The 25,755-nt window shown below is 68.2% G+C and carries 26 protein-coding genes and 1 pseudogene; 18 read left to right on the plus strand and 9 right to left on the minus strand.

The genetic code is table 11. From position 1 onward, the window contains the following. Window positions 1-20: 20 nt before the first annotated feature. Window positions 21-647: a TetR/AcrR family transcriptional regulator gene (locus tag KO481_RS12160; RefSeq protein WP_215917141.1), complete on the minus strand. Its 627-nt coding sequence runs from the start codon at window positions 645-647 to the stop codon at window positions 21-23. A 128-nt stretch (window positions 648-775) separates the two neighbouring features. On the opposite strand from KO481_RS12160, the gene KO481_RS12165 reads away from it, so the two are divergent. From KO481_RS12165 to paaK, 7 genes are read left to right on the plus strand one after another with little or no spacing between them, the layout of a single operon-like run. Next, window positions 776-1,570: an enoyl-CoA hydratase/isomerase family protein gene (locus KO481_RS12165; protein ID WP_215917142.1), complete on the plus strand. Its 795-nt coding sequence runs from the start codon at window positions 776-778 to the stop codon at window positions 1,568-1,570. Between the two features lie 5 nt (window positions 1,571-1,575). Next, a complete protein-coding gene (paaA, locus tag KO481_RS12170; RefSeq protein WP_215917143.1) occupies window positions 1,576-2,532 on the plus strand; it encodes a 1,2-phenylacetyl-CoA epoxidase subunit PaaA in 957 nt (318 codons plus the stop codon). Next, window positions 2,529-2,828: a 1,2-phenylacetyl-CoA epoxidase subunit PaaB gene (gene paaB, locus KO481_RS12175; RefSeq protein WP_215917144.1), complete on the plus strand. Its 300-nt coding sequence runs from the start codon at window positions 2,529-2,531 to the stop codon at window positions 2,826-2,828. Before paaA ends, paaB begins: the two co-directional genes overlap by 4 nt. Before the next feature lie 11 nt (window positions 2,829-2,839). Next, a complete protein-coding gene (gene paaC, locus KO481_RS12180; protein WP_215917145.1) occupies window positions 2,840-3,757 on the plus strand; it encodes a 1,2-phenylacetyl-CoA epoxidase subunit PaaC in 918 nt (305 codons plus the stop codon). After that, entirely contained in the window at window positions 3,754-4,263 is a 510-nt protein-coding gene (gene paaD / locus KO481_RS12185) for a 1,2-phenylacetyl-CoA epoxidase subunit PaaD (RefSeq protein WP_308166546.1), read from the plus strand. The genes paaC and paaD overlap by 4 nt, the downstream gene beginning before the upstream one ends. A gap of 1 nt (window position 4,264) precedes the next feature. Then, window positions 4,265-5,365 carry a 1,2-phenylacetyl-CoA epoxidase subunit PaaE gene (paaE, locus tag KO481_RS12190; protein ID WP_215917147.1) on the plus strand — a complete coding sequence of 367 codons (1,101 nt, stop codon included), beginning with the start codon at window positions 4,265-4,267 and terminating at the stop codon, window positions 5,363-5,365. 15 nt (window positions 5,366-5,380) lie between these two features. Next, a complete protein-coding gene (gene paaK / locus KO481_RS12195; protein ID WP_215917148.1) occupies window positions 5,381-6,682 on the plus strand; it encodes a phenylacetate--CoA ligase PaaK in 1,302 nt (433 codons plus the stop codon). Between the two features lie 323 nt (window positions 6,683-7,005). On the opposite strand, the gene KO481_RS12200 is transcribed toward paaK, so the two are convergent. Continuing rightward, window positions 7,006-7,479, minus strand: coding sequence for an Lrp/AsnC family transcriptional regulator (locus tag KO481_RS12200; protein ID WP_215917149.1), 474 nt, complete (start codon window positions 7,477-7,479; stop codon window positions 7,006-7,008). Window positions 7,480-7,631: 152 nt separating this feature from the next. On the opposite strand from KO481_RS12200, the gene pdhA reads away from it, so the two are divergent. Genes pdhA through KO481_RS12225 form a run of 5 tightly spaced genes read left to right on the plus strand, consistent with a single transcriptional unit; the run spans window position 7,632 to window position 13,588 of the window. Next, on the plus strand, window positions 7,632-8,759 hold the full coding sequence (gene pdhA, locus KO481_RS12205; RefSeq protein WP_215917379.1) for a pyruvate dehydrogenase (acetyl-transferring) E1 component subunit alpha: 1,128 nt from the start codon (window positions 7,632-7,634) through the stop codon (window positions 8,757-8,759). Between the two features lie 3 nt (window positions 8,760-8,762). Then, window positions 8,763-9,767 (plus strand): alpha-ketoacid dehydrogenase subunit beta, encoded by a 1,005-nt coding sequence (locus KO481_RS12210; protein ID WP_215917150.1) that lies wholly within the window; start codon window positions 8,763-8,765, stop codon window positions 9,765-9,767. Then, the gene (locus tag KO481_RS12215; protein WP_215917151.1) at window positions 9,764-11,092 is read left to right on the plus strand and encodes a dihydrolipoamide acetyltransferase family protein; all 1,329 of its coding nucleotides are present in this window, start codon (window positions 9,764-9,766) and stop codon (window positions 11,090-11,092) included. Before KO481_RS12210 ends, KO481_RS12215 begins: the two co-directional genes overlap by 4 nt. Next, window positions 11,092-12,474: a dihydrolipoyl dehydrogenase gene (gene lpdA / locus KO481_RS12220; RefSeq protein WP_215917152.1), complete on the plus strand. Its 1,383-nt coding sequence runs from the start codon at window positions 11,092-11,094 to the stop codon at window positions 12,472-12,474. Before KO481_RS12215 ends, lpdA begins: the two co-directional genes overlap by 1 nt. Window positions 12,475-12,523: 49 nt before the next feature. Beyond that, window positions 12,524-13,588, plus strand: coding sequence for a Glu/Leu/Phe/Val dehydrogenase dimerization domain-containing protein (locus tag KO481_RS12225; protein WP_215917153.1), 1,065 nt, complete (start codon window positions 12,524-12,526; stop codon window positions 13,586-13,588). A 59-nt stretch (window positions 13,589-13,647) separates the two neighbouring features. Here KO481_RS12225 and KO481_RS12230 read toward each other — a convergent pair. The 3 genes and pseudogenes from KO481_RS12230 to KO481_RS42935 all read right to left on the minus strand — a co-directional run. Next, window positions 13,648-13,830: pseudogene (locus KO481_RS12230) on the minus strand (VOC family protein); the annotation flags it as partial. Continuing rightward, a complete protein-coding gene (locus tag KO481_RS12235; protein WP_215917154.1) occupies window positions 13,815-14,252 on the minus strand; it encodes a hypothetical protein in 438 nt (145 codons plus the stop codon). The pseudogene KO481_RS12230 and the gene KO481_RS12235, both read right to left, overlap by 16 nt. A 266-nt stretch (window positions 14,253-14,518) precedes the next feature. Beyond that, window positions 14,519-14,911: a TetR/AcrR family transcriptional regulator C-terminal domain-containing protein gene (locus KO481_RS42935; RefSeq protein ID WP_215917155.1), complete on the minus strand. Its 393-nt coding sequence runs from the start codon at window positions 14,909-14,911 to the stop codon at window positions 14,519-14,521. A gap of 76 nt (window positions 14,912-14,987) precedes the next feature. On the opposite strand from KO481_RS42935, the gene KO481_RS12245 reads away from it, so the two are divergent. From KO481_RS12245 to ggt, 3 genes are all read left to right on the plus strand, one after another. Next, a complete protein-coding gene (locus KO481_RS12245; RefSeq protein ID WP_215917156.1) occupies window positions 14,988-15,590 on the plus strand; it encodes a TetR/AcrR family transcriptional regulator in 603 nt (200 codons plus the stop codon). 91 nt (window positions 15,591-15,681) lie between these two features. Further along, window positions 15,682-17,346, plus strand: a complete 1,665-nt coding sequence (locus tag KO481_RS12250) for a sulfatase-like hydrolase/transferase (protein WP_215917157.1) — start codon at window positions 15,682-15,684, stop codon at window positions 17,344-17,346. A gap of 300 nt (window positions 17,347-17,646) precedes the next feature. Then, entirely contained in the window at window positions 17,647-19,587 is a 1,941-nt protein-coding gene (gene ggt, locus KO481_RS12255) for a gamma-glutamyltransferase (RefSeq protein ID WP_215917158.1), read from the plus strand. Window positions 19,588-19,684: 97 nt separating this feature from the next. Here ggt and KO481_RS12260 read toward each other — a convergent pair whose 3' ends face one another. Continuing rightward, a complete protein-coding gene (locus KO481_RS12260) occupies window positions 19,685-20,575 on the minus strand; it encodes a LysR family transcriptional regulator (RefSeq protein ID WP_215917159.1) in 891 nt (296 codons plus the stop codon). Between the two features lie 103 nt (window positions 20,576-20,678). On the opposite strand from KO481_RS12260, the gene KO481_RS12265 reads away from it, so the two are divergent. Continuing rightward, window positions 20,679-21,398, plus strand: coding sequence for an SDR family oxidoreductase (locus KO481_RS12265; protein WP_215917160.1), 720 nt, complete (start codon window positions 20,679-20,681; stop codon window positions 21,396-21,398). A 66-nt stretch (window positions 21,399-21,464) separates the two neighbouring features. On the opposite strand, the gene KO481_RS12270 is transcribed toward KO481_RS12265, so the two are convergent. Then, window positions 21,465-22,019, minus strand: coding sequence for a GNAT family N-acetyltransferase (locus KO481_RS12270; RefSeq protein ID WP_215917161.1), 555 nt, complete (start codon window positions 22,017-22,019; stop codon window positions 21,465-21,467). 742 nt (window positions 22,020-22,761) lie between these two features. On the opposite strand from KO481_RS12270, the gene KO481_RS12275 reads away from it, so the two are divergent. Both KO481_RS12275 and KO481_RS12280 read left to right on the plus strand, forming a co-directional pair. Further along, window positions 22,762-23,388, plus strand: a complete 627-nt coding sequence (locus KO481_RS12275) for an antibiotic biosynthesis monooxygenase (RefSeq protein ID WP_215917380.1) — start codon at window positions 22,762-22,764, stop codon at window positions 23,386-23,388. A 7-nt stretch (window positions 23,389-23,395) separates the two neighbouring features. After that, window positions 23,396-23,569 (plus strand): hypothetical protein, encoded by a 174-nt coding sequence (locus KO481_RS12280; RefSeq protein ID WP_215917162.1) that lies wholly within the window; start codon window positions 23,396-23,398, stop codon window positions 23,567-23,569. Between the two features lie 31 nt (window positions 23,570-23,600). Here KO481_RS12280 and KO481_RS12285 read toward each other — a convergent pair whose 3' ends face one another. Together KO481_RS12285 and KO481_RS12290 are read right to left on the minus strand one after the other, a co-directional pair. Then, the gene (locus tag KO481_RS12285; protein ID WP_215917163.1) at window positions 23,601-25,079 is read right to left on the minus strand and encodes a UbiD family decarboxylase; all 1,479 of its coding nucleotides are present in this window, start codon (window positions 25,077-25,079) and stop codon (window positions 23,601-23,603) included. Beyond that, complete coding sequence (locus KO481_RS12290; protein ID WP_215917164.1) at window positions 25,076-25,699, minus strand: non-oxidative hydroxyarylic acid decarboxylases subunit B; 624 nt, start codon at window positions 25,697-25,699, stop codon at window positions 25,076-25,078. The genes KO481_RS12285 and KO481_RS12290 overlap by 4 nt, the downstream gene beginning before the upstream one ends. Window positions 25,700-25,755 lie beyond the last annotated feature (56 nt).

Consider the following 25,755-nt stretch of genomic DNA (forward strand, 5'->3'; position numbering starts at 1 on the left):
CCTGTCAAGGGCGGCGGGAATCAGCAGGCGCCGGTCGCGGGGCGCCGCAGGCCGTGGAACACCATTGTCACGATGGCGTCGGCGATTTCGTCCGCGGAGTTGTCGCCGCGGGGGCGATACCACTCGACCAGGGAATTGATCATGCCCCAGACGAGCCGGCTGACCAGGGCGGGATCGAGGTCCTGCGCCAGATCGCCCTCCGCGGCGGCGGCCTCGACCAGGCCCGCGACGAAGGTGTCGAACTCCCGGCGGCGGGCCAGCGCCCGCTTCTCGACCGCGGTATTGCCCCGCACTCGCAGCAGCAGCGTGACGTAGGGCAGTTCGGCGACCAGGATTTCCACGCTGCGCCGCACCACGTACTCCAGCCGGTCGATGGAGCGGCCGGTGACCGCGCGCTCCTCGACCGTGGCCGCGAACAGGCCGTTCAGCGCCCGCGACAGCGCCAGCTCCAGCAGCTCCGCCTTACCCGAAACATGGTGGTAGATCGCGGATTTGGCGATGCCCAGGCGCCCGGCGAGCGTCTCCATGCTGGTGGCGTCGTAGCCCTTGTCGTTGAACACCTTCACGGCCACCGACAGCAGGGAGTCCAGGTCGTATCCGGGCCGGCCGGGACGTCCAGTGCGGTTGACCGCGCGCTCCGTTGTCATGGGTCTATCTTGACCCATCGGCGTGCGATCGATGTGCATTGGGCTTGATACTGACCGAATGTTCGGTTAATAATTCGAGAGTACGCGGAGCGGGCGATCGGCCCGGACCCATCGTTAGGAGGACCGCGGTGACGTCGAATACCGGCACCATCGGGCTGCACATCGACAGCGGACTGGCCAGGATCACCCTCGCCCGCGCCGAGGCATCGAACGCCCTGGATGTCCCGGCCAAGCAGGCGCTGCTGGCGGCCCTGCGGGACGTGGCCGCGGACGAGGATGTACGGGCCGTGCTGCTCACCGCGGCGGGCCGGAACTTCTGCGTCGGCCAGGACCTGGCCGAGCACGTCGAGGGGCTGCGGGCGGACCCCGCCACGGCCATGCGCACCGTGGGCGAGCACTACAACCCGGTGATCGCGGCGCTGAGTGCGCTCACCGTCCCGGTCGTGGTGGCCATCCGCGGCGCCTGCGTCGGCGCGGGACTCGGCCTGGCGCTGGCCGGGGATATCCGGGTCGCCGGCGCCGGAGCGAAGTTCGCCACCGCCTTCACCGGGATCGGCCTGGCCAGCGACTCCGGGCTCAGTCACGCGCTGGTCCAGGCGCTGGGCGTCAGCCGCGCCACCGGGCTGATGCTGCTCGGCGACCGGTTCACCGCCGCCGAGGCGGCGGCGTGGGGTCTGGTCCACCGCGTGGTCGACGACACCGAGGTCGAGACCGCCGCCGAGCAGCTCGCGAGCACCCTGGCCACCGGCCCCACCGCGGCATACCGGCAGGTGAAGCGGCTGGTGCGGGCCGCCGCGCCGGGCCTGGACGAGGCGCTGGAACGCGAACGCCTGGCGCAGGAGGCGCTGGGGGCCACCCGCGATCACGCCGCGGCAGTCGAGGCGTTCCTGTCCAAGACGCGACCGGTCTTCGAAGGCCGGTGAGCAGGATGTCAGCAGCCCCCGCCTGTTCCGAGACCGACCTGGAACACGAGTTCGACGCCACGATCGCCCGCGAGCAGCGCATCGAACCGCGCGACTGGATGCCCGAGGGCTACCGTGCGACGCTGATCCGCCAGATCGCCCAGCACGCCCACTCGGAGATCATCGGCATGCAGCCGGAGGGCAACTGGCTCACCCGCGCACCCTCGTTGCGGCGCAAGGCCATTCTGATGGCCAAGGTGCAGGACGAGGCCGGGCACGGACTCTACCTGTATTCGGCGGCGGAGACCCTCGGCGCGGATCGGGCGGAGCTGACCCGGCGGCTGATCGCGGGCACCCAGAAGTACTCCTCGATCTTCAACTACCCGACCCTGACCTACGCTGATGTCGGCGTGATCGGCTGGCTCGTCGACGGCGCCGCGATCTGTAATCAGGTTCCGTTGTGCCGCAGCAGTTTCGGGCCGTACGCGCGGGCCATGATCCGGATCTGCAAGGAGGAGTCGTTCCATCAGCGCCAGGGCTACGAGCTGCTGATGACGATGATGCGCGGCACCGACGAGCAGCGGGCGATGGTGCAGGAGTCGGTGGACCGCTGGTGGTGGCCGTCGCTGATGATGTTCGGCCCACCCGATGCCGACTCGCCCAACACCGCGCGATCCATGGCCTGGCGCGTCAAGCGCAACACCAATGACGAACTGCGCCAGCGATTCGTCGACATGACCGTGCCGCAGGCGCAGGCGCTGGGCGTCACACTGCCCGACCCGGACCTGGCCTGGAACGCCGAACGCGAGGCCTACGACTTCGGTGTGCCGGACTGGGCCGAATTCGGGGCCGTGCTGAAGGGCAACGGTCCCTGCAACGTGGAACGAATCACCAACCGCCGCACCGCCCATGAGGAGGGCGCCTGGGTGCGGGAGGCTGCCGTGGCCTTCGCGGCGCGGGAGCGAAAGGAACCCACACAATGACCGAGCACCCCGTCGAGGCGCGGTGGCCGCTGTACGAGGTGTTCGTGCGCGGCAAGCGCGGCCTGAACCACGTGCACGTGGGCTCGCTGCACGCCGCGGACGACGAGATGGCGCTGCGGCACGCCCGCGACGTCTACACCCGCCGCAACGAGGGCGTGAGCATCTGGGTGGTGCCGTCGAATTCGATCGTGGCCACCAGCCCGTCGGAGAAGGATCCGTACTTCGCGCCCAGCGGCGACAAGGTCTACCGGCACCCGACCTTCTACGACATTCCCGACCACGTCCCCCACATGTGAAGGGCGCCAGCATGATCGACCACGACAACGCCTACGGCGGCCTCGTCGACGCCGACGAGCACGGCCGCTGGGCGTTCGGGACCGACTTCGAGGACCCCCTGGCCGGTGTGGACACCACCGTCCCCGCCGATGCCGACCCGGTGGCCCTGGCACGGTACTGCCTGATGCTCGGCGACGACGCCCTGATCGCGGCGCAGCGATTCGCCCAGTGGGCCGCGCGCGCACCGGAATTGGAGCAGGAGGTGGCCCTGCTGAACATCGGGCTCGACCTGCTCGGTCAGGCCCGCCTGCTGCTGGCCCGCGCGGCCGCCGCCGACCCCGGATGCGTCCCGGCGCTTCCCGCGTCCTCGCCCGTGCCCGCCGAGGACGCGCTGGCCTTCTTCCGCGCCGAGCGCGAATTCCGGTGCGTGCGGCTGGTGGAGATCGGCAACGGCGATTTCGCCCGCACCATCGTCCGGTCGCTGATCTTCTCGACCTGGCGGCTGGCCGTCCTGGAGCGCCTGCGTGATTCGCGCGACCCGGTGCTTGCCGCCGTCGCGGACAAGGGCGCGAAGGAGCTCACGTATCACCGTGACCACGCGGCCCGGTGGACGGTGACCCTCGGTTGCGGGACAACCGAATCGCGGCGACGCATGCGCGAGGCGCTCGAATTCGTCTGGCCCTACGTGTCCGAGTTGTTCGTCCCGGCCGCCGTCGAGCGGACCCTCGCCGCCGCCGGCATCGCGGTCGATCCGAGCGCGGTCCGCACCGAATTCGACGATATCCTGCGGCAGGTCCTGCACGCGGCCGAACTCGATGCCCCCGAAGGCGCGGCCGCCGGGACCCTGGCCGGCCGGGCGGGCCGGGACGGGGTGCACACCGAGGCGCTGGGTCCGCTGCTGGCCGAGATGCAATGTGTGGCACGGGCGCATCCCGACGGGAGGTGGTGAGCATCGCCGCCGCGGCCAGGGCTCGCGAGCTGGTCGAATCGGTCCTCGATCCGGAGATGCCGATGCTGACCCTCGCCGATCTGGGGATCGTGCGCGGCGTCGAGATCGCCGGCGGGGGAGCGGTTCTCGTGACGATCACGCCCACGTATTCGGGCTGCCCGGCGATCGCCGCGATGCGTGCGGATATCGCCGCGGCGCTGCGCCGCAACGGTTTCGGCGACGTCCGCGTCGACACGGCGCTGTCTCCGGCCTGGAGCAGCGACTGGATCACCGCCGACGGGCGGCGCAAACTCCGCGAGTACGGCTACTCCGCGCCGGGACCCGCGCCGCGCCGCGGTTCGGGCCCCGTGCCGCTGACCCTGACCTCCCCGCCGCGAGAGCTGGTCTGCCCGCAGTGCGGCGCCCGGGACACCCACCTGGTCTCCGAATTCGGGTCCACCCTGTGCAAGGCCCACTATCGCTGCCGGGCCTGCGGGGAGCCCTTCGATCACATCAAGGAAATCTGAGATGACCGCACCAGCCCGCCTCACGCCGTCCCCGGGCCCTGCCCGCGACCGGAGGTTTCACTCGTTGCGCGTCGCCGATGTGGAACGGCTGTGCGACGACGCGGTGGCGGTCACCTTCGACATTCCCCCGAAACTGGCCCGGGAGTTCAGCTTTCGCGCGGGGCAGTCGCTGACCCTGCGCCGCACCGTGGACGGCGTCGAACACCGCCGCTCGTATTCGATCTGCGCGCCGGTCGGTGCGGCGCCGCGGGTCGGGGTCCGGGAGGTGCCGGGCGGATTGTTCTCGACCTGGCTGGTGCGCGAGGTCGCGGCCGGCGACCGCATCGACGTGCAGCCGCCCGGTGGCGCCTTCGCCGCCGATCCCGCCGCGGGCGGGCGCCACCTGCTGATCGCCGCCGGATCGGGCATCACCCCGATGCTGTCGATCGCGAGCTCGATGCTGGAGAATCCGGACACCGAAGTCACTCTCCTGTACGGCAATCGGCGCGTGGGCTCGGTCATGTTCGCCGAGGAGATCGCCGACCTCAAGGATCGTCACCACGCCCGGTTCGAGGTCGTGCACGTGCTGTCGCGCGAGCCGCGGGATGTCGAATTGTTCAGCGGCCGACTGGATGCCGACCGGCTGCGCGCCATCGTGAACGCCGTCGTGCCGATCGCCGATATCGACCACGTGTGGCTGTGCGGGCCGCACGGGATGGTCACCGACGCCCGGGATGTGCTGGCCGAGTTCGAGATCGGCCGCGATCGCGTGCACAGCGAACTGTTCTACGTCGAGGACGCGCCGCCCCCGCAGCACGAACACCGCGAGACCGGCGCCGCGGGCCCCGTCAGCACGGTGACGCTCGTGCTGGACGGCCGCAGCACCACCGGGCAGCTGCCCCGCGACGCTACCATCCTGGACGCGGCCGAGCGGATCCGCTCCGATCTGCCCTTCGCCTGTAAGGGCGGGGTCTGCGGCACCTGCCGCGCCCGGGTCACCGCGGGCGAGGTGGACCTGCGCCGCAACTACGCCCTCGAGGACGACGAGGTGGCGGCCGGATTCGTCCTGACCTGCCAGACCTATCCCGTCGGCGAGTCGATCACCGTCGACTTCGATGCCTGACCCCGGAGCCATATCATGACCAGCACCCTTGCTTCCTCGTCCGAATCGGGCATCGAATTCGCCTCTCGCGACCGCATTTCGACGCTGCAGCTGGAACGATTGCGATGGTCGCTGCGCCACGCCTACGACAATGTCCCGCACTATCGCGCGGCGTTCGACGCCGCGGGCGTGCATCCCACCGACCTGAGGGACCTGCCGGATCTGGCGAAGTTCCCCTTCACCACCAAGGCCGACCTGCGCGCGAACTATCCGTTCGGCATGTTCGCCGTTCCCCGCCACCAGGTTTCGCGCATCCACGCCTCCTCGGGCACGACCGGGCAGCCGACCGTGGTCGGCTACACCGCGAACGACCTGAGCAACTGGGCGGACCTGATCGCCCGCAGCCTGCGCGCGGGCGGCGTACGGCCCACCGACACCGTGCACATCGCCTACGGCTACGGCCTGTTCACCGGCGGCCTCGGCGCCCACTACGGGGCGGAACGACTGGGCTGCACCGTGATTCCGATGTCCGGCGGCATGACCGAACGCCAGGTTCGGCTCATCGAGGACTTCCGGCCCGACGCCATCATGGTGACACCGTCCTACATGCTCACCATCCTCGACGCGATGACCGCGCAGGGCATCGACCCGCGGGCCACCTCGCTGCGCGTCGGGGTGTTCGGGGCCGAGCCGTGGACCGAGCAGATGCGCACCGAGCTCGAAAACCGGCTGAATATCGACGCCGTGGACATCTACGGCCTGTCCGAGGTCATCGGTCCCGGAGTGGCGATGGAATGCGTGGAAACCAAAGACGGCCTGCACGTCTGGGAGGACCACTTCTATCCCGAGATCATCGATCCGGCCACCGGCGAGGTGCTGCCCGACGGCGCGGACGGCGAGCTGGTCTTCACCTCGCTGACCAAGGAGGCGATGCCGGTGATCCGTTATCGCACCAGGGATCTGACCGGACTGCTGCCCGGCACCGCGCGCACCATGCGCCGGATGAAGAAGATCACCGGCCGCAGCGACGACATGATCATCCTGCGCGGGGTCAACCTCTTTCCCACCCAGATCGAGGAGATCATCCTGACCGTCCCCGCCCTGGCCCCGCAGTTCGAATGCGTCCTACACCGCCGCGAGCGCATGGACGCGCTGACGGTCAGAGTCGAGGCGGCCTACGGCGTCCACCCGGACCAACGTGCCGCCGCCGCAACCGATCTGGCCCGGCAGATCAAGGCCCGCATCGGCGTCACTGTCGAGATCGACCTGGTCGAACCCGGTGCGCTGGAAAGGTCGACGGGAAAGGCGCGCCGCCTGATCGACCACCGCGGCGCCTGAAGAGCCCGCTCGCCCATTCGCTCAATGCCGGGAGCTGTGGGACACCCATAATTCTTCCCGCCAATTGAATACATTTCCGGAGCCCGCGTCCGGACCTTCCGGCGCGCCGTTCGAATGGTGCGCCGCCGTGCGCTCGGTCGGTCTTTCGTGTGCTCCGGCAACCGCCCGGTTCGCCCGATGCGGGCGGTATTACTTGTGCGTATTTGCTATTAATCTCCGACGCGAATCACGGGCAGCGGGATATTCGAGGCGGAGGGAGTCCGCCGTCGTTGCCGGTGACACGGTGTCTCGGACGAGCACGGCGAATGTGGTCGCCGCACTGTTCACACCCACGCCGGGCCGGGCCCGTTGTCCTCCTCGTAGATCAGCCAGGTCTTCGTCGACCGCACGCCCTCCAGTGTGTGCAGCGTGTCCAGCACCAGGTCTCGCAGGATATGGTTGTTCGGGGCGCGCACCAGCACCAGAACGTCGAAATCGCCGCCCAGCAGCGAGAAATGCTCGACGAAGGGCAGCGTGCGCAGCCGCGCCGAGATGCGCTTCCAGGCGCCCTGATCGATCGACAGCCCGACGTAGGCCGACGCGCCCAGCCCCGCCCGCTCGTGCGCGATCCGGATGGTGAACCCGCCCAGGATCCCCTCGTGCTGTAGCCGGTCCAGCCTCGTATAGGCGTGTGCCCGCGATATATGCACGCGCTCGGCCAGCTCTCGAACCGAAATCCGACCGTCGTTCACCAACTCGTGGATGATGCGCCGATCGATGACGTCGAGGTCATGACCGGCTTCCGGTTCGTGTGCCATGTGACCATCCAGAGAGTACCGATGCGACCATTCGTGGTCATTGTGTTCAGACGAGAGTGATTGTATGGCAAATCGTCTGCTCCTTCAATCAATCGCTTGGCACATCGCCGCCGCAGTCGCGAACATCTATACAAATTGATGTGGAGGTAGAGGTGACGGTCGTCGATCCGCCGAATATCCGGCGATATGAGCGGTTGCTGCCCGGCGAGCGTCCGGTGCGATTTCTGGAACCGGACGGCAAGCCAAGCGAGAGTTGCGATGGCGCGGACCGATATTCGCTGCCGGACAGGGACCGGCTCGTCGACATGTATCGCGGGATGGTGCTGGGCAGAAGGTTCGATCGGCAGGCGACCGCGCTGACCAAGCAGGGCCGGTTGGCGGTGTATCCGTCCTCCCGCGGTCAGGAGGCGTGCCAGATCGCGGCGGCGCTGTGCCTGCGGTCGTCGGATTGGTTGTTCCCGACGTATCGCGATGCCGTCGCGCTCACCGCTCGTGGTGTCGATCCGGTGGAGGTGCTGACATTGCTGGCCGGGGACTGGCACTGCGGTTACGATCCGGTCGCCACCCGGTGTGCGCCGCAGTGCACGCCGCTGGCCACCCAGTTACTGCACGCGGCGGGCCTGGCTTACGGGGAGGCGCGGCAGGGCCGGGACACCGTCGCGCTGGCGCTGTGTGGTGACGGCGCCACCAGCGAGGGCGATTTCCACGAGGCGCTGAATTTCGCGGCGGTCTTCGGCGCTCCGGTGGTGTTTCTGGTGCAGAACAACGGGTTTGCCATCAGTGTTCCGCTCGCCCGGCAGTCGGTCGCGCCGTCGTTGGCGCACAAGGGGATCGGATACGGCATCGCCGGCGAGCAGGTCGACGGCAATGATCCGATTGCGATGCTGGCGGTGCTGGACGAGGCGGTCCGGTACGCGCGCGCGGGCCGCGGGCCGTATCTGATCGAGGCCCACACCTATCGGATCGACGCGCACACCAACGCCGATGACGCGACGCGATACCGCGCCGAGGACGAGGTGCGGGAGTGGCTGGCCCGGGATCCGTTGTCGCGGTTGGAAACCTACCTGCGCGAGCTCGGTGCGATCGATGACGACTTCGTCAGCGCGGTGGCCGCCACGGCGGAGGACGAGGCCGCCACGTTGCGGCGGCGGATGAACGTGGACCGGCCCGCCGACCCCGACGAGCTGTTCCGGCACGTATTCGCCGAACCGACTCCACAACTGCGCGAGCAGCTCACCCAGATGCGGGCTGAACAGGCCGCGCAAACCCCGGAGGACTGACCGATGCCCCAGATCAGCATGGCTCAGGCGCTGAACGCCGCGCTGCGGGATGCGCTGGCCGCCGACGACCGCGTGGTCGTCTTCGGCGAGGACGTCGGCGCCCTGGGCGGCGTCTTCCGCGTCACGGACGGACTGACCCGGGAATTCGGCGAGAATCGGTGCTACGACACACCGTTGGCCGAGTCCGGCATCGTCGGATTCGCCCTGGGCATGGCGATGTCCGGGTTCCGGCCGGTGGTGGAGATGCAGTTCGACGCCTTCGCCTATCCGGCGTTCGAACAGGTCGTCTCGCACGTCGCCAAGATCCGCAACCGAACCCGCGGGACGTTGTCCGCGCCGATGGTGATCCGCGTCCCGTTCGCCGGCGGCATCGGAGGCGTTGAGCACCACTGTGATTCGAGCGAGGGCTACTACGCCCACACTCCCGGACTGAAGGTGGTGACTCCGGCCACCGTCGGCGACGCCTACACCCTGCTGCGGCACGCGATCGACGATCCGGACCCGGTGATCTTCCTGGAGCCCAAGCGCCTGTACTTCTCCCGAGCGGAGGTCGACCTGTCGACGGGACGGCCCCTCGGCGAGGCCGCGGTGCGGCGCACCGGTAGTGACGTGACGGTCGTCGCCTACGGCCCCTCGGTCGCGGTCGCGCTGGAGGCGGCCGAGGCCGCCGCGGGGGAGGGGTGTGAGGTCGAGGTGATCGACCTGCGGTCGATCGTGCCGTTCGACGACGCGACGGTCGCGGCGTCGGTGCGAAAGACGGGCCGCTGCCTGGTGGTTCAGGAGGCGCAGGGTTTCGCGGGGGTCGGGGCCGAGATCGCCGCCCGCGTGCAGGAGCGCTGCTTCCATTCGCTGCACGCGCCGGTGTTGCGGGTCAGCGGCTTCGACATTCCGTACCCGGCGCCGAAGCTGGAACATCTGCATCTGCCCGATGTCGACCGCATCCTGGACGCGATCGATCGCCTGCAGTGGCGGGGCGACATCGATACCCGGTGGGCGGTGAGCGCATGAGCGGCCGCATATTCCGGCTTCCCGACCTCGGTGAGGGACTCCAGGAGGCCGAGATCCTGGAGTGGAAGGTGAAAGTCGGCGACACCGTCGCGGTCGATCAGGCGATCGTCGAGGTCGAGACCGCCAAGGCCGCGGTGGAGGTGCCCTGCCCGATCGGTGGTGTCGTCGTCGAATTGCACGGAGCGCCAGGGGAAGTCCGGCAGGTGGGCACGCCGCTGATCACCGTCGAGGACACGACCGCGGGCCTGGACGGAGGGGACGACATGACGCACGAACGGCATCGCGTCGAGGAGCAGGCCGGGTCGGGAAACGTGCTCATCGGATATGGGACCGGCCACAGTCCTCGACGCCGCCGGCGCGTGACACCGGCCGTAGCGGGGGGTGGATCCGGCGCACCGTCCGCTTCGTCGCCCACATCGCTGCCCGCACCGACACCCACCCGGATCGCATCGAATGACACTGCGCCACGGGTTGTTTCACCCATCGTGCGCAATCTGGCCAGGTGCAACGGGATCGAGGTCGCCCGCCTGCACGGTTCCGGCCCGGGCGGGGTGATCACTCGCGCCGACATCGATGCGGCCATCTCACAACGAGATACCGTGCCGCCGCGACCGAGCGGCGACCACCGCGAGGACGCCCGGATTCCGTTGCGGGGACTGCGCAAGACGGTCGCCGACAAACTCACGGCCAGCCGCCGCGAAATCCCGGACGCCACCACCTGGGTGGACGTGGACGCCACCGAATTCTTCACCGCCCGCCGCGCGATCAACGCGGCGCTTCCCGCCGACGAGCAGGTGAGCGTGTTCGCGCTCCTCGCGCGGCTGGCCCTGGCCGCCCTCGCGCAATTCCCCGAGCTGAACGCGACCGTGGACCTCGGGCGCGAAGAGATCGTCCGCTTCGGGCACGTCCACCTAGGCATCGCGGCGCAAACCCCCAGGGGCCTGGTGGTGCCGGTGATCGAGTACGCCGACCGCCTCTCCACGGCCGAACTCGCGCGGCAGCTCGCCGAGACGACCACGCTGGCGCGCGAGGGCAAACTACCCCCCGCCCGGCTGAGCGGAAGTACGTTCACCCTCAACAACTACGGCGTCTTCGGGGTGGACGGGTCGACACCGATCATCAACTACCCCGAGGCCGCGATCCTGGGCGTCGGACGTTTCATCGACAAACCCTGGGTCGTGGACGGGCAGCTCGCGATCCGCACGGTCGGCCAGGTGTCGCTGAGTTTCGATCACCGGGTGTGCGACGGCGGCAGTGCCGGCGGATTCCTGCGCCTGTTCGCGGACTATCTCGAGCACCCGATCGCCGCGCTGGGGAGGCTGTGATGCCGGGCTCGCACAGCGACGTGCTGATTCTGGGCGGCGGGCCCGGCGGGTACGCGTGCGCGCTGCGCGCGGCGCAACTGGGCCTGTCGGTCACGATCGTGGAGGCCGAGAAGCTCGGCGGCACCTGCCTGCACCGGGGCTGCGTGCCGGCCAAGGCGATCCTGCACACCGCGGAGATAGTCGAAAATGTCCGCGCCGGTGCGGCATTCGGTGTTCTCTCACAGTTCTCCGGCGTCGATGTCGCCGCATTGCACGAGTACAAGAACTCCGTGATCGACCGCCTGTATACGGGGCTGACCGGCCTGGTCGGCGGCCACGGCATCGAGGTCGTCTCCGGACACGGACGTCTGGTCGACGCGCACACTATCGAAGTCGCCGGTACTCATCTGACAGGCACAGCGGTGGTGCTGGCAACCGGATCCCGCGCGCGATCGATCCCGGGAATTCCCTTGGGGTCCAGAATCATTACCAGCGACGAAGCATTGAACCTCGACTTCGTACCCGGCACGGCCGTTGTCCTCGGCGGCGGCGTCATCGGCATCGAATTCGCCAGCGCCTGGGCCTCGATGGGCGCTCAGGTCACTGTGGTCGAGGCACTCCCACACATCCTGGCCACGGAAGACCCCTGGTGCTCCGAACAACTCACGCGGGCTTTCCGCCGCCGCGGCATCACCATACTGACCGCCGCCGAACTCGCCGAGGCCAAACCCACCGATACCGGTGTGACGGTGGACCTCGCCGACGGCCGGAGCATCGCCGCCGATCTGCTGCTGGTGGCCGTCGGCCGCGCCCCGCGCACCGACGGAATCGGACTGGAAGACAACGGCATCGAGCTCGATCGCGGCTTCGTCGTCACCGATCCGCACCAGCGGACATCGGTCGACGGCGTGTACGCGGTCGGGGATATCGTGCCCGGACCGCAGCTGGCGCACCGGGGTTTTCAGCACGGCATCGTCGCCGCCGAAACAATCGCGGGCCTGACTCCCACCCCCACGGCCGATCACCTCGTCCCCCGGGTGACATATTCGCATCCGGAGGTCGCTTCGGTGGGCCTGACCGAGGCCGCCGCACACGAACGGTACGGTGCCGCAACAACAGTCACCTACGACCTGGCCGGCAACGCCAAGAGTCAGATCCTGAAGACCACCGGCGCAATCAAGGTGGTCCGCGCCGGCGGCCCGGATCAGGACGGTCCGGTCGTGGGGGTCCACATGGTCGGCGACCGCGTCGGCGAACTCATCGGCGAGGCCCAGCTCACCGTCGGCTGGGAAGCGCTGGCATCCGACGTCGCCCCCTTCCTGCATGCCCACCCCAGCCAGCACGAGGCCCTCGGCGAGGCAATGCTCGCGCTGGCCGGCAAACCGTTGCACGCCCATTGGTGACTCCCCGGTCCGGTGCGGACCGGTCCACACACATCGAAAGGTTCGAACGATGGATCTCCACAACGCCCTGCGGTGGGACGGCGAACTCACGCTCACCCGGCACGACGCGGAAACCGGCGCGTTCTTCATCATCCGGCTCGACTCGACCCGCCTGGGACCCGCGACGGGCGGCACCCGGGCCGTGCAGTACGCGGACCTGGCCGACGCCTTCGCCGACGTCGGCCGGCTCGCCGGTGCGATGACGCTCAAGATGGCGGTCAGCGGCCTGCCGATGGGCGGCGGGAAGTCGGTGATCGCGTTGCCCGCACCGCGCCGGGATCTCGACGACGCGACCTGGCAGCGGATCCTGCGCCTGCACGCGGAGAACATCCAGAAGCTGGACGGCAACTACTGGACCGGCCCCGATATGAACACCAACTCCGCCGATATGGACATCCTCAGCGACACAACGAAATTCGCCTTCGGCCGCTCCGTCGAACGCGGTGGCGCCGGCTCCAGCGCCGACAACACCGCGCTGGGCGTCTTCGAGGCGATGAAGGCCACGGCCCGGCACGCAGGGCTGGGCGAGCTGTCCGGGCGCGCGGTGCTCGTGCAGGGCATCGGGGCCGTGGGATCCGGCGTCGCCGCCCACGCCCGGCAGGCGGGCGCGCACGTACTCGTCGCCGACACCGATCCGGATCGCCTCGACAGGGCCCGGGCCCAGGGATACACGATCGTCGAGACCGACGCGGTCCTGTTGACCGCCTCGGACCTCTTCGCGCCCTGTGCGATGGGCGGAATCATCGACGCCCGGGTCGCACGGCAACTGAACACCCGGGCCGTGGCAGGCGCCGCCAACAACATCCTCGCCGACGACGAGGCCGGCGCGGTCCTGCAGCAACGCGGAATCCTCTACGCACCCGACTTCGTGGCCAACGCCGGCGGCGCCTTCCACCTGATCGGACACGAGGTACTCGGCTGGAGCTCGGACGCGGTCACCGAACACACCCGCGGCATCGGCGACACCCTGGGCGAGGTCTTCGCGATCAGCCGGACGGAAAACATCACCCCCGACGCAGCCGCCAAACTGCTGGCCCACCGCAACCTCGAAGCCGTTCCCGCCATGAGCAGCTGAGATTCGGGCACCCGACCGGCCCGGGTCCGGCGCCGAATGCTGACCGGATAGCCGGAAAGTCAACTCTCGGAGTCGGTCACGGGCCCGCGGACACAGGCCATCCGCCACACGCCCTCGTACTCGCCGATACCCCCGACCAGCCCGCAACCTTCGCCCCCGGCATGGTCGACCGCGGCCCGCAGGTCCCGCACCTCGAAGGCGACGTTCCGCAGCCCCAGTTCGTTCCCTACGGCACGTACAGATACCACTCCGCGAAGGAACCCTGAATCGGCCAGCTGTCGGCCATGACCTTGGCGACGCCGCTGCCTACCCACAGATCCGTGGTGACGGTGTGGCCAGGCCTTGTATCGGAGTGGACGTACACGTCCGTGGAACGCAGCCCCTGCGAACCGAGCCAGCCGAGCGCCACGTGATTTCCACAGGGGCCGTGCAGATATCCGGTCGGCGTCACGTGTGCGAGCACGTGGCCGGGCGCGTGCGGTGCGGCCTCCAGCCCGACACTGATCGCTCCGCCACAGAAATTCGCGTCACCGAAGGTGAACAGCGTGGTGCCGAACGGCGTCACCTGCGGCAGCGGAGCGGCCTGGGCCGGTTCCGTGCTACATACTGCCGCGGCGATTCCCGCCGCTGTCGCAACCATCGCTGCCATGCGCCGCGCCGTCATCAGTCGATATCCTTCCCGCGTAACGACATTCGTTGCCGTACGACTATGCCGGAGAGTATCGGATGCGGTCCACTCCGGGGATTCCGGGTTCCCACCGGGGGATGGACACCGCGGACGGTTCTGCGTCATCAACAGCGGCTACAAGGTCCGTCCGGCGCCCGTGCGTCCGGGCTAAATGGGTCCGAACAGTCCGGTGGCCACTGTCGCGGCGACCACGAGCGGCTTGGTGCGGCGCGCATGGGTTGCGGGTGCCGATTGTGGTGATGTCATGGGTGCCCTGATTCCGGTTGGGTGTTCGGGTTGAGCAGTCCGTGCAGCAGCAGGTCCACGGATTGGTCGAGTTCGGAGAGGGGGGTGTCGGTCAGCCGGGACATGACGACTGTGAACAGCAGGGTGCGCGCGGCGGCGTCGACCGGCGCCTCGCGCAGTTCTCCTGCGTCGATTCGGGCACGCAGGTATCCGGTGATCAGTGTTTGGGCTTCGGTGGTCAGCTCGTCGAGCCGCGCGCGCATCTCGGGATGGGTTTGTGCTCGGGTGAACACCACCCGCAGCAGGTCGATGCGCTCGGTCAATCGGATGTAGAGCCCGCGGGCCAGCGCGAAGAGCACTTGGCGCGCGGGCTGGGTCGGTGCCACCGTGAGGGCATCTCGGTATTCCACGAGCGGCGGGAGTGTGCGGGGCGCTCGTTACCCAAACATCTTGCATACTCCATGCAACTTGTTTAGGCTGGCCGTCGTGGATGGACGTACGGCGCGGGCGGCCCGCAACCGGCAGGCGGTGATCGATGCCACGTTGGCGCTGATGGAAGAGGGGGTGCTGCGACCGACCGCGCAGGCGGTGGCCGAACGCGCGGGTGTGGCCATCCGGTCGGTGTTCCATTACTTCGCCGATGTCGAGACGCTGCACACCGACGCTGCCGAGACCCAGGCGCAACGGCATTGGAGCCTGTTGACGCAGCCGGTGACCGGAGAGCTGGCCGAACGGGTGGAGCAGGTGGTGGCGTTGCGGGCGCGGTTGTTCGAGCGGATCGGCGGAACCCGTCGCGCGGCACTGCTGCTGGAACACGAGTCGCCGGTGTTTGCCGAGCGGTTGACCCGAAGCCGCGCCGCGTTGCGCGCACACCTGTCGATGATCGTGCCGGAGTTGGGTGGGCTGGAGCCGCCGTCGCGGGAAGCGGCATGTGCGGCCGCCTCGTGGGAGACCTGGCAGGTCCTGCGCCGGGATCAGGGACTGTCCGTGGACGCGGCGGTTGCCGCTGTTGTCGCGGCGCTGAAATCGCTACTCGCAGTGGCACCGTCGGCGCCGCCGGGCGCCGGCGGTGGGGCGCGGGAGAGGTGAATGGGTATGTCGCGCAGGTCGCGGTGGTCGTTGGTTCGGAATTCGCTGTTTGCTAGCCGGCGTTCGCTCGCCGGGAGAAGGATGAGTCGTTATGTCGTTGAGTAGGCGTGGTTTTCTCGGGACGGGCGCGGTGGCGGCCACCGCGGCGACAGCGGTGGCCTCGACCGGGTCGGCGTCGGCCCGCACCGCCGGCACGCGCCGGGATGCCGATCCGGACAAGCCGAACATTCTGGTCGTGATCGTCGACGAGATGCGCAGCCCGATGTGGTTCCCGCACCAGTCGATCCTGGATACGATCCTGCCGAATATCGCTCGGCTGCGCCGCAAATCGGTGTCCTTCGAGCAGCACTACACCGCCTCCAACGACTGCACGCCCTCGCGCGGGGTGATGTTGACCGGGCTGTATTCGCATCAGACCGGGTGCCTGGCCACCTCACAGTCCGAACTCGCGCCGGGATTCCCGACGTGGGGGTCGATGCTGCGCGAGAACGGGTATCAGACGTCGTGGTGGGGCAAGTGGCATCTGGGTCATACTCCCGACAACACGCCGGGCGGGTTGTCGGTGTATGGGTTCGACGGCGGCACCTACCCCTCACCGAATGGGGCGCCCGAGCAGGGGCTGCAGATGGACAGCCGCATCGTCGACCAGTTCCTGAACTGGTATCACACCGACGCGGGCAAGGGCCCGTGGTGTACCACGGTGTCGCTGGTCAACCCGCACGACACCCAGTGGTGGCCGCGTTGGACGCGACGCACCCAGGCGCAGAACAACATTCCCCGTTGGGTCAACGACCTGCCCGGCAACCACGAAACCCTCGACCAACTTGCCAACAAGCCCCGCCTGCAGACGGCGCTGGTCCAGGTTTCGGCCGCGGTGTTCGGGCTGGCCCCTTACCGCACCCCCGATGCCGATCAGCAGTGGATCGACATGCGCAACCTCTACATCTGGTTCCAGCAGCAGGTCGACATCCAGATCGGCCGGGTGCTCGACGAATTGGCCACCCGCCCCGAGGTCGCTGACAACACCGTGATCGTGTTCACCTCCGACCATGGCGACTACGCCGGCTCGCACGGCCTGCACGGCAAGGGCGCCGCCGCCTACGACGAAGCCATCCGCATCCCCTTGTATGTCCATGATCCGCGCGGCTATTTCAGCCCCGCCGGTGGTGGCGGTGGGATCCGGCAGCAGTTGACCTCCCACGCCGATTTGGCCCCGCTCGTGCTGACCATCGGGACCGGCGGAAACGCTTGGCGCAGCGACGGCCGCTATGCGCATCTGGCCGGGCGCCACGACATCGCGGCCATCAGCCGCGACCCGAGCGCGCCGGGGCGGCCGTGGATCGCCTACGCCACCGACGAACACTCCCTCGAGGAAGCCGCCGTGAACTTCAACCACGACGCGCCGGGCCACGTCACGGCCGTGCGCACCGCCGACGCCAAATTCGCCACCTACTCGCATTGGTATCCCGGACGCCCCCAGATCGACACCACCCAGGACCAAGAGTACGAACTCTACGACTACTCCACCCCTGCCGGACGGCTGGAACTGGACAACACCGCCAAAGGCGGCGGGCGGCTGCGGGAGTCGATGAGCCGGTTGCTCAACCACGTCGTCACGACCGAACTGCACCAGCCTCTGCCCCGGTACCTGCACGCGGCGCAGGAACAAGGCTGGGCCAACTACAACGCCGAGACCGCCAAGCCGTTCGGAGAACAACTCGGCGACTTCCTCCACGACGGCCTCGGGATCCGCTAGCTGGTCATCGGTTGTGCCGCGACGCTGTCCACGGCCGGTCGCGGTGTCGGCGCGCCTGCGAGGGCACTCCGTCAGCACGGGCTCTCCGACGTGGAGGGTCGCTGATCCTGTGCGCAGCGCGGTTTTGGGTCAGGGCGATGAGGTGGTCGTCGACGCTCGCATCGGCGCGCACTCTCGCGCCGCTCAGCGAGACCGACCCGCGTCCCCGCCACTGGCAACAGCGCGACTATCGAACTCTCGGCAGAAGAGGGAACATCAGAACTATCCCGGTGACCGGGATTACAGCTACAGTGCTCTCCCATGAAGCGATATAGACCTCTCTATACAGGGGCCGCGTCGGCGCTGCTGTTGGTCTCAGGACTGCTGGCGGGATGCTCCTCCAGCCATTCCGACGCGTCCAACGGCGGCTGTCCGATCACGCCGAACGGCACGCACGTCAGCGTGGCCGCGCCGCCTGCCTCGGGCGATATCGCGAATAATCCCGAGATCGGCACCGGGTACCGCACCGACATGACCTCGGTGCGCACCCACACCTACGCGGTGTCGACCGCCAATCCGCTGTCCACCCAGGCGGCCTGCCGGGTGCTCGCGTCCGGTGGGACCGCCGCCGATGCGCTGGTCGCTGCGCAGATGGTGCTCGGGCTGGTCGAACCGCAGGCCACGGGCATCGGCGGCGGCGCGTTCATGCTGTACTACAACGCCGCGAACAAGACCATCGACGCGTACGACGGGCGCGAGACCGCACCGGCCTCGGCAACCGAGAACTACCTGCGCTGGGTCAGCGACACCGATCAGACCACCCCGCACCCGAGCACCCGCGCCAGCGGCCGCTCCATCGGCGTGCCCGGCGTGCTGCGCCTGCTCGAGGCCGCGCACAATGATCACGGCAAGCAGCCATGGCACGACCTGTTCACCCCGGCGATCGACATGGCCGACAACGGATTCGCGATCAGTCCCCGCATGGGTGCCGAAATCGCCGCAACGGCAAAAGATCTCGCGGGCGACGACAATGCCAAGGCCTATTTTCTGCATCCCGACGGCTCACCCAAGCCCATCGGCACCACGATCACCGACCCGGCGTTCGGCAAGGCCCTGAGCACCATCGCGGCCGGCGGCGCGAACGCCTTCTACACCGGCCCCCTCGCCCACGACATCGTCGACGCCGCGGGCACTACCTCCAATGGGCGCACCGCCAGCCAGATCACCCTCGCGGACCTGGCCGCCTACCAGGCCAAGAAGCGCACCGCGGTCTGCACCGACTATCGCACCCACACCATCTGCGGCATGCCCGGGCCGTCCTCGGGCGGCATCACCGTCGCCTCGGCCCTCGGCATCCTGGAGAACTTCGACCTGTCGCAGCTGGGGCCCGACCGTCTCGATCGCAACGGCGGCGTGCCCAAAGCCCAAGCGGTGCACCTGATCTCCGAGGCCGAACGACTCGCCTACGCGGACCGCGACAAGTACGTCGCCGACCCGGACTTCGTCCCGCTGCCCGGCGGCACCCCGGACACGCTGCTGAACAAGCCCTACCTGAAACAGCGTGCGGCCCTGATCAATCCGGCACACACCATGGGCACCGCTCAGCCCGGTGACTTCGGCGCGGTGCCCGTCGCCGCCGGACCCCAGCAGCCCGAGCACGGCACCAGCCACATCTCCGTCGTCGACAAGTACGGCAACGCCGCCACCATGACCACGACCGTCGAATCGTCGTTCGGCTCGTTCCACATGGTCGACGGATTCATCCTGAACAACCAGCTCACCGACTTCAGCGCCAGCCCGACCGCGCCCGACGGTACCCCGGTCGCCAACCGGGTCCAGGCCGGCAAACGTCCGCGTAGCTCGATGAGCCCGACCCTGGTCTTCGACCACAACCCCGACGGCACCCGCGGCCCGCTCGCCTACGTCACCGGCTCTCCGGGCGGTGGGATGATCCCCGAGTTCGTCGTCAAAACCCTTGTCGCGCTGCTGGACTGGAACCTGGACCCGCAGCAGGCGGTCTCACTGGCCGACTTCGGCGCCCAGAACACGCCGGTCACCGGCATCGGAGGCGAGGACCCGGACATCGACACCGCCGACAACGGTGATCACAACGCCCTCGTCCAGCAGCTGCGCGCGATGGGACACCAGGTCTCGGTCGTGCAGCAGTCCAGCGGGCTCAGCGCGCTGAAGCGCGAACCCGGCGGCTGGATCGGCGGTGCGGACCCGCGCCGCGAAGGTGTGGTCATGGGCGACACCTACTGACACGATTTCCCTGCTCACCCCCAACCGGGTGGGCAGGGAAATCCGTACTACAGCGTCGCGCGGGCGAACCGGGTTCAGACCACTGCATGTGTCGACTTCACGACGTGAGGCTGCCGTTAACATGTTCGGTGCTGAGTGTTGTGGCGAGTTCGGTGAATTCGTCGATCAGCGGGCTGGTTCGCTCCGCGGCCCAGGCGAGACTCACATGGTTGGGTGCGATGCCGGGCACCTCGAGGTAGGTGATGTCCGGGCGGGTGTAGAAGGTCGCCACCGACAGTGGCAAGAAGATGATGCCGCGACCGGCGGCGACGTGTTCGAGTTTTTCCTCGACGCTGCGGAAGGCCGGGATCGGGGGACGTGTGGCGCGCAGCTCGGTGGCGATGTCGCGCCACTCAGGGGCGAGGTCGGGATCCTGTAGCAGGTGTTCGTCGGCGAGGTCGGCGACGAACACCGAATGTTTTTCCGCGAGAGGGTGGTTGGTGGCCAGCACCACGACCCGCGGTTCGGTGTACAGGTGCTGCAGGTGCAGGCCGTGCGGGTCGACGGGGAGGCGGACGAAGCTGACATCGACCCGGCCGTCGCGCACGACTGCTGTCTGGTCGTCCCAGGTGGTGCGCACCAACTCGAGGGTGAGTTCCGGGTACCGCTCGGCCAGGGCGCGGACCGGGGCGGTCACGATCAGGCCGGGCATGAAACCGACGGTGAACGCATCGGTGCCGTGCGCCGCGCGAACCACCCGTCGGCGCAACGCTTGTGCGCCGGAGAGCAGTGGGCGGGCATCGGCCAGTAGCTGTTCGCCGGCGGGTGTGAGTGCCGTCGAGCGCCGGTTGCGCATGAACAGTTGCGCGCCGAGTTCGTCTTCCAACGCTCGGATCTGCCGCGACAGCACCGGCTGCGCGATATACAGCCGCTGCGCGGCCCGGCCGTAATGCAGTTCTTCGGCCACGGCGACGAAGTAGCGCAGCTTGCGGAGATCGACATCGGACATGATGCCTTCAGGGTATTACAGCGGCGGCGATAGGTCTTGGACGGCAACGGTCACCGGAACCGAAGGTGGAAGGGCAGATTCCCGAACAAGGAGGAAAGAACCGATGGGATTGTCCGGACAACACGTCGCCGTACTGGGTGGCACTTCGGGTATCGGGTTGGCCGTCGCCACGGCCGCGGCGAAGCGGGGAGCAACCGTCACCGTCGTGTCCAGCCGGCGCAGCAGCGTCGATCAGGCGCTAGCCACCCTGCCCGCTGGTACCACCGGCCTCGTCGCCGACCTCGCCGACAGCAACCGAGTACATGAACTGTTCGATGAGATCGCCGTCCTCGACCATGTGATCTACACCGCCGGTGACGCACTGTTACTGTCCCCGCTGGCCGAGCTGAACCCTGCGGATGCGCGAAAGTTCTTCGAACTCCGCTACTTCGGCGCGCTCACCGCGGTCCAGGCCGCCGCGCCCCGGTTGCGGTCGGGCGGCTCCATCACCCTGACCACTGGCACTGCGGGTCCGCGCCCCATGCCGGGATCCGCGATCGCCTCCAGTGTCTGCGGCGCCATCGAGGCGCTGACACGGGCCCTGGCCATCGAGCTCGCACCGATCAGGGTCAACGCGGTCATGCCCGGCGTCGTCCGCTCACCCCTGTGGGATTCCCTTCCTGCCGAGGCACGCCGGCAGCTCTACGACGGCACCGCCGCCACCACCCCGCTGCACCGCGTCGGCGAGGTCGACGACATCTCTGAGGCGTACCTGTTCCTGCTCACCCAGGCCCACGCCACCGGCAGTGTGCTGACCCTCGACGGCGGCGCAATACTCACCTGAACAACAGGCATCTCGTCGGGCGCATCGTGATCGGATATGGCGCTGACGCCTCCGCAAACCCTCTGCCTATCGGTATCCCTCGGCGCCGGTGCGGATATGGCGATGTGCGGCGCCGGGGTGGGCCGGCGGTGCGGCGGGCAGCAACTCGCGCAGGGCGAAGCCGCACTTCTCGGCCACGCGGCACGAGGCATGGTTGTCCTCGGCGTGTACCAGATCCAGCCTGGTCAGATCGGTCATGTCCTGGTCCTCCAGGGCCCACCACGACAGCGTCGCCAAGGCCCGGGCAGCGATGCCTCGACCTCGCGCGTGGGCCACGGTCCAATAGCCGACCGTGCCCACGCCCGCGTCGAGGATCCTGACCATCACATGGCCGAGCAGCGCACCAGCCCCGTCGTCGGCGACGATCGCGAAGCTGAATCGGGTGCCGGCCGCCCAGCCGGCGGCCTGTGCGTCCAGCCAGTCACGGGCATCGGCGTCCTCGACCAGCGGAGTGGTCAGCCATCGTCGCAAACTCGGGTCACGATGCGCCGCAAGCAAGGACAGTAGATCCTGGGACCGCCACGGCCGCAACCGCAACGCGGCGGCAGAGGTGGTCTGCGGCACGGCCAACACGATCGTCACGGGCATCCATTATCGATGACCGAGACCATCCGCGAGTCGTTCCCAATGCACGGAAATCGACATTTCCGTGGCTGATCCCGGCCAGGAGCTCAGATCCGAATCTTCCGGCGGTTCCGGGAGGCTGGTCCCGGACAGTGCGGCGCGGGCGATCTGTGGGTGCGGATGGCTCGGTTCGTGGCAGCCGACCCTCCGGCTGGCTGAGAGTGACGTGGCCGCCCATCACCTGAAGCAGGGCCACCGGCCCGGGACCCCGTTCCCGTCCGAATAGGCAGCGCCCCAGTGTCTTCCAGGGGCGGCGCTCGTCCAAGGAGGGGGTTGGACTGGCAGGAGCCGGTATTCAGGTAGTCGGTGTAGGGGTGCGCTAATTACTGACACCCGCCAGCACCGCTGTTCAAGGCAACTTTGTTGTTTCTCGCAGGATTACTACCGCAACTCCCGATACGATCAATATTGCTGGCGACCGCTGGTATTTAACTGAACTTACTGCTGCATCGTTGCAGGTCAACGCAATTTTCTGAGAGCTTTCCGTGCCGTGCGTGATGAGGATGTCGAGCGGGATCTATCGAGACTTGTTGTGCCGGAAGTCGGTCGGCTGGAGAGGCCCTCAGGCGCATTAGGGGGCGCTTTTGGCGGGATCGATATCGGTTATTTCAAAGCTATTGCTTGGGCCGTGGCACCGGAGCAGTGTGGGGAGCATCGGTGGCGCCACCGGGGCGCTGTCCCGAGCACAGAGGGAGTGGTCGTGTACGCGCGTTCTACGACAATTCAAGCGAAGCCCTCCGCGTTAGACGCCGGGATCGCGCATATGCGCGACAAGGTGATGCCGGCCCTGGAGGACATATCCGGCTGTATCGGGATGTCGTTGCTGGTCGACCGGGCGTCCGGTCGCTGCATCGCGACGACATCGTGGGAGTCCGAAGAGGCGATGCGCAAGAGCGCCGATCAGGTGCACCCGCTCCGTGACCGCGCCGTCCAGCTGTTCGGTGCCGATTCGGCGCGGGTCGAGCAGTGGGAGGTCGGGGCCATGCACCGCGACCATCGCATACGCGAGGGTGCATGTGCCCAGGTCACTTGGGCCAAGGCCGACGATCTGGGCCGGTTCGACGCAGCGGTCGAGACCTACAAGTCCATGGTGGCGTCGCAGCTGGAACAGATGCCGGGGTTCTGCAGTACGAGCCTGCTGATCGACCGTGCAACCGGACGCGGCGTCGCATGCGAGACGTTCGACAGCTCCGACGCGATCAAACGCAACCGCAAACAACTCGAGGCCCTACGCCGCGAAGATACCCGCCAAACTGGTGTCAACGTGCTCGAAGTCGGCGATTTCGAGATCGCGCTCGCCCATCTGCGCGTCCCCGAACTGGTCTGAGAGGCGGATGGCGCCGCGACCAACGGCTGCCCGTCGTTCGGCGGGCAGCCGTGTCTCAGCAGCCCTGGCTGGAATCTTCGTCACCACGGCCGAGCTCGCCTCCGAGGCCGCGGCGACCCGGAGCCGCTACGTCACCGCGACTCCGGTCATCCGCTGGCTGGAAAACGTCGACAATCCGTGACAGTTGAATACGCGGTCCTACCAGTCTTCCCCTACTTGTTGGCGTCCCAGTGATCGAGGACGCGCTGGCGGATGTGGGTGGGGTATGCCTGGGCGAAGGAGCTTTGCGGCATGCGTCCTTGTCCGGGGGCGGGTTCGAGTCCGTCGTGGACGACGACGGGGCCGGTCGCGGACTCTCGTTCGCTGTCGAGGTAGCAGTGCAGCAGGGGGAAGATGAAGCCGTTCCAGGTCTCGGCTCGCTGGGTGGGGTGGATGCGGGTGGCCAGGGCCCACAGCAGGTCGGCGTCGTCGGCAGGGTCGATGTCGTCGTCGAGGACGAATACCCGCGAGCTGAGTCTTCCGGTGCGTGCCTCCTCGTTGATGACCTTACCGATGCGGTGGGCGAACTCCTGGGAGTCGACGCCGGGGAGCAGCTCTCGCCAGTTTTCGGGGACGGTGACGACGAGCCAGTGGGTTGCCGCGCGCAGCGGGGACCAGGCGGTGGTGATCGGAAGGCCGGCGCCGCGCAGGTCGTGGAGGACCTCGGCGGCGATGCCGGTGCCGGTGACGGTGTGGAACTCGTCGACCGGGCGGCCCTCGGGGACGATCGGCCAGATGGGGTCGTCGCGGTGGGTGATGCACTCCACGGTGTAGACGGGCTGGAGGGAGGTTTCCAGGGGGATGTAGCCGGCGAACTCCCCGAAGGGGCCCTCGACGGCGGTCCGTTCGACGGACAGGTGGCCCTCGATGACGATTTCCGCGCTGGCGGGGACCTCCAGGTCGGACAGCTCGCACTTGACGACTTCGAGGGGCTCGCCGTAGAGGGCGCCGATGTAGCCGGCTTCGTCGATGCCTTCCGGGATCGAGATGCCACCCACGAAGGGGACCGCCGGGTCGCCGCCCTGGACGAGCGCGTACGGCATGGGCTTGCCGATCTCGACCCATTGCTGCCAGACGAGGGCGATGTGCTGGGGCACCGTGATCATGCCGGTCATGCGCTTGCCGTCGATCATCATGACGCGGGCGATGGACCAATTGGTCCACGTGCCGTCGGGAGTGCGCGCGACGATGACGCCCCAGGTATTGGTGTAGCGGCCGCCGTCCTGCTCGTGCACGCGGGGCACGGGGAAGCGATCCAGCGTGGCGTCGTCGCCGGTCAGGACGTTCTGCTTGCATAGGGCCTCGTCGCGCGAGACCAGCTTCGGCGGTACCGGCGGCCGGTCGCGGGTCTCGACGAGGTGGTCCACCAGCTGTGCGGGGCTCAGCTCCGGGGACAGGCCCAGGGAGAGGGCGACTCGTGCCAGCGGCTTTCCGGGGACGGAGCTGAGCGCCGCGGGCGCGCCCATCAGGCGGAAGCCCGGCTCGACGCCGGTGACGTTCTCGAAGAGCGGGGCGGGGGCGGTGCGCTCGCATCCCAGGCGGGTGATGGCGGCGGCCTCCAGGTCCCAGCTGACCTCACGTCGCACGCGCGTGAGGTCCCCGATGGCTTCGAGTGCCGCGATGTACTCGCGGAGATCCTTGTGGCGGTTCACAGTAAAACTTCCTTTCTGACGGTTTTCCCGGGCGTGGTGGGCCGGTGGGTGGCTGCCGAGCGCATGCCCTCCCAGCGGCGGGCTCGGGAAGCTTCGATTCCGAATTGATCGCAGATGCGCGCGACGATGTGGTCGACGATGTCGTCCACGGTGGCGGGGTGGTTGTAGAAGGCGGGCATGGGCGGCACGATCGAGGCGCCCATGCGGGCGAGCGCGAGCATGTTGTCCAGGTGGATCTCGCTGAGGGGGGTCTCACGGGGTACGAGGACGAGCTTGCGGCGTTCCTTGAGCGTGACGTCCGCGGCGCGGGCGACCAGGCCGTCCGCGTATCCGGTGCGGATCCCGGCGAGCGTCTTCATGCTGCACGGGACGATCACCATCCCGTCCGTGCGGAACGAGCCGGACGAGATGGACGCCCCCTGGTCGTCCGGGCCGTGAACGACGTCGGCCAGTTCCGCCACGTCGCGGGCGCTCGAGCCCGTCTCCAGCTCGATGGTGGCCCGTGCCCAACGAGACAGCACCAGGTGCGTCTCCACATGGGCCTGGTGGCGCAACTCCTCGAGCAGTCGCACGCCCAACACGGCGCCCGTCGCCCCTGTCATCCCGACGATAAGCCGCATAATAGTCTCCTTCCGCAACCTTCAGTGTACTGAACGTCTGTGTACTGAATATAATC

The organism is Nocardia albiluteola (assembly GCF_018860155.1).
In the GTDB taxonomy this organism is placed as follows: domain Bacteria; phylum Actinomycetota; class Actinomycetes; order Mycobacteriales; family Mycobacteriaceae; genus Nocardia; species Nocardia albiluteola.

Excerpts from the sequence above, each read along its gene's own strand:
- KO481_RS12235 (WP_215917154.1), bottom strand. The coding sequence starts at position 14,252 with ATGACGGCGCGGCGCATGGCAGCGATGGTTGCGACAGCGGCGGGAATC.
- KO481_RS12290 (WP_215917164.1), bottom strand. The coding sequence starts at position 25,699 with ATGCGGCTTATCGTCGGGATGACAGGGGCGACGGGCGCCGTGTTGGGC.
- KO481_RS12210 (WP_215917150.1), top strand. The coding sequence starts at position 8,763 with ATGCCCCAGATCAGCATGGCTCAGGCGCTGAACGCCGCGCTGCGGGAT.
- KO481_RS12265 (WP_215917160.1), top strand. The coding sequence starts at position 20,679 with ATGGGATTGTCCGGACAACACGTCGCCGTACTGGGTGGCACTTCGGGT.
- paaE (WP_215917147.1), top strand. The coding sequence starts at position 4,265 with ATGACCGCACCAGCCCGCCTCACGCCGTCCCCGGGCCCTGCCCGCGAC.
- KO481_RS12280 (WP_215917162.1), top strand. The coding sequence starts at position 23,396 with ATGGCGCCGCGACCAACGGCTGCCCGTCGTTCGGCGGGCAGCCGTGTC.
- KO481_RS12225 (WP_215917153.1), top strand. The coding sequence starts at position 12,524 with ATGGATCTCCACAACGCCCTGCGGTGGGACGGCGAACTCACGCTCACC.
- paaC (WP_215917145.1), top strand. The coding sequence starts at position 2,840 with ATGATCGACCACGACAACGCCTACGGCGGCCTCGTCGACGCCGACGAG.
- paaK (WP_215917148.1), top strand. The coding sequence starts at position 5,381 with ATGACCAGCACCCTTGCTTCCTCGTCCGAATCGGGCATCGAATTCGCC.
- KO481_RS12200 (WP_215917149.1), bottom strand. The coding sequence starts at position 7,479 with ATGGCACACGAACCGGAAGCCGGTCATGACCTCGACGTCATCGATCGG.
- KO481_RS12260 (WP_215917159.1), bottom strand. The coding sequence starts at position 20,575 with ATGTCCGATGTCGATCTCCGCAAGCTGCGCTACTTCGTCGCCGTGGCC.
- paaB (WP_215917144.1), top strand. The coding sequence starts at position 2,529 with ATGACCGAGCACCCCGTCGAGGCGCGGTGGCCGCTGTACGAGGTGTTC.
- KO481_RS12160 (WP_215917141.1), bottom strand. The coding sequence starts at position 647 with ATGACAACGGAGCGCGCGGTCAACCGCACTGGACGTCCCGGCCGGCCC.
- KO481_RS12215 (WP_215917151.1), top strand. The coding sequence starts at position 9,764 with ATGAGCGGCCGCATATTCCGGCTTCCCGACCTCGGTGAGGGACTCCAG.
- lpdA (WP_215917152.1), top strand. The coding sequence starts at position 11,092 with ATGCCGGGCTCGCACAGCGACGTGCTGATTCTGGGCGGCGGGCCCGGC.
- ggt (WP_215917158.1), top strand. The coding sequence starts at position 17,647 with ATGAAGCGATATAGACCTCTCTATACAGGGGCCGCGTCGGCGCTGCTG.
- KO481_RS12250 (WP_215917157.1), top strand. The coding sequence starts at position 15,682 with ATGTCGTTGAGTAGGCGTGGTTTTCTCGGGACGGGCGCGGTGGCGGCC.
- paaA (WP_215917143.1), top strand. The coding sequence starts at position 1,576 with ATGTCAGCAGCCCCCGCCTGTTCCGAGACCGACCTGGAACACGAGTTC.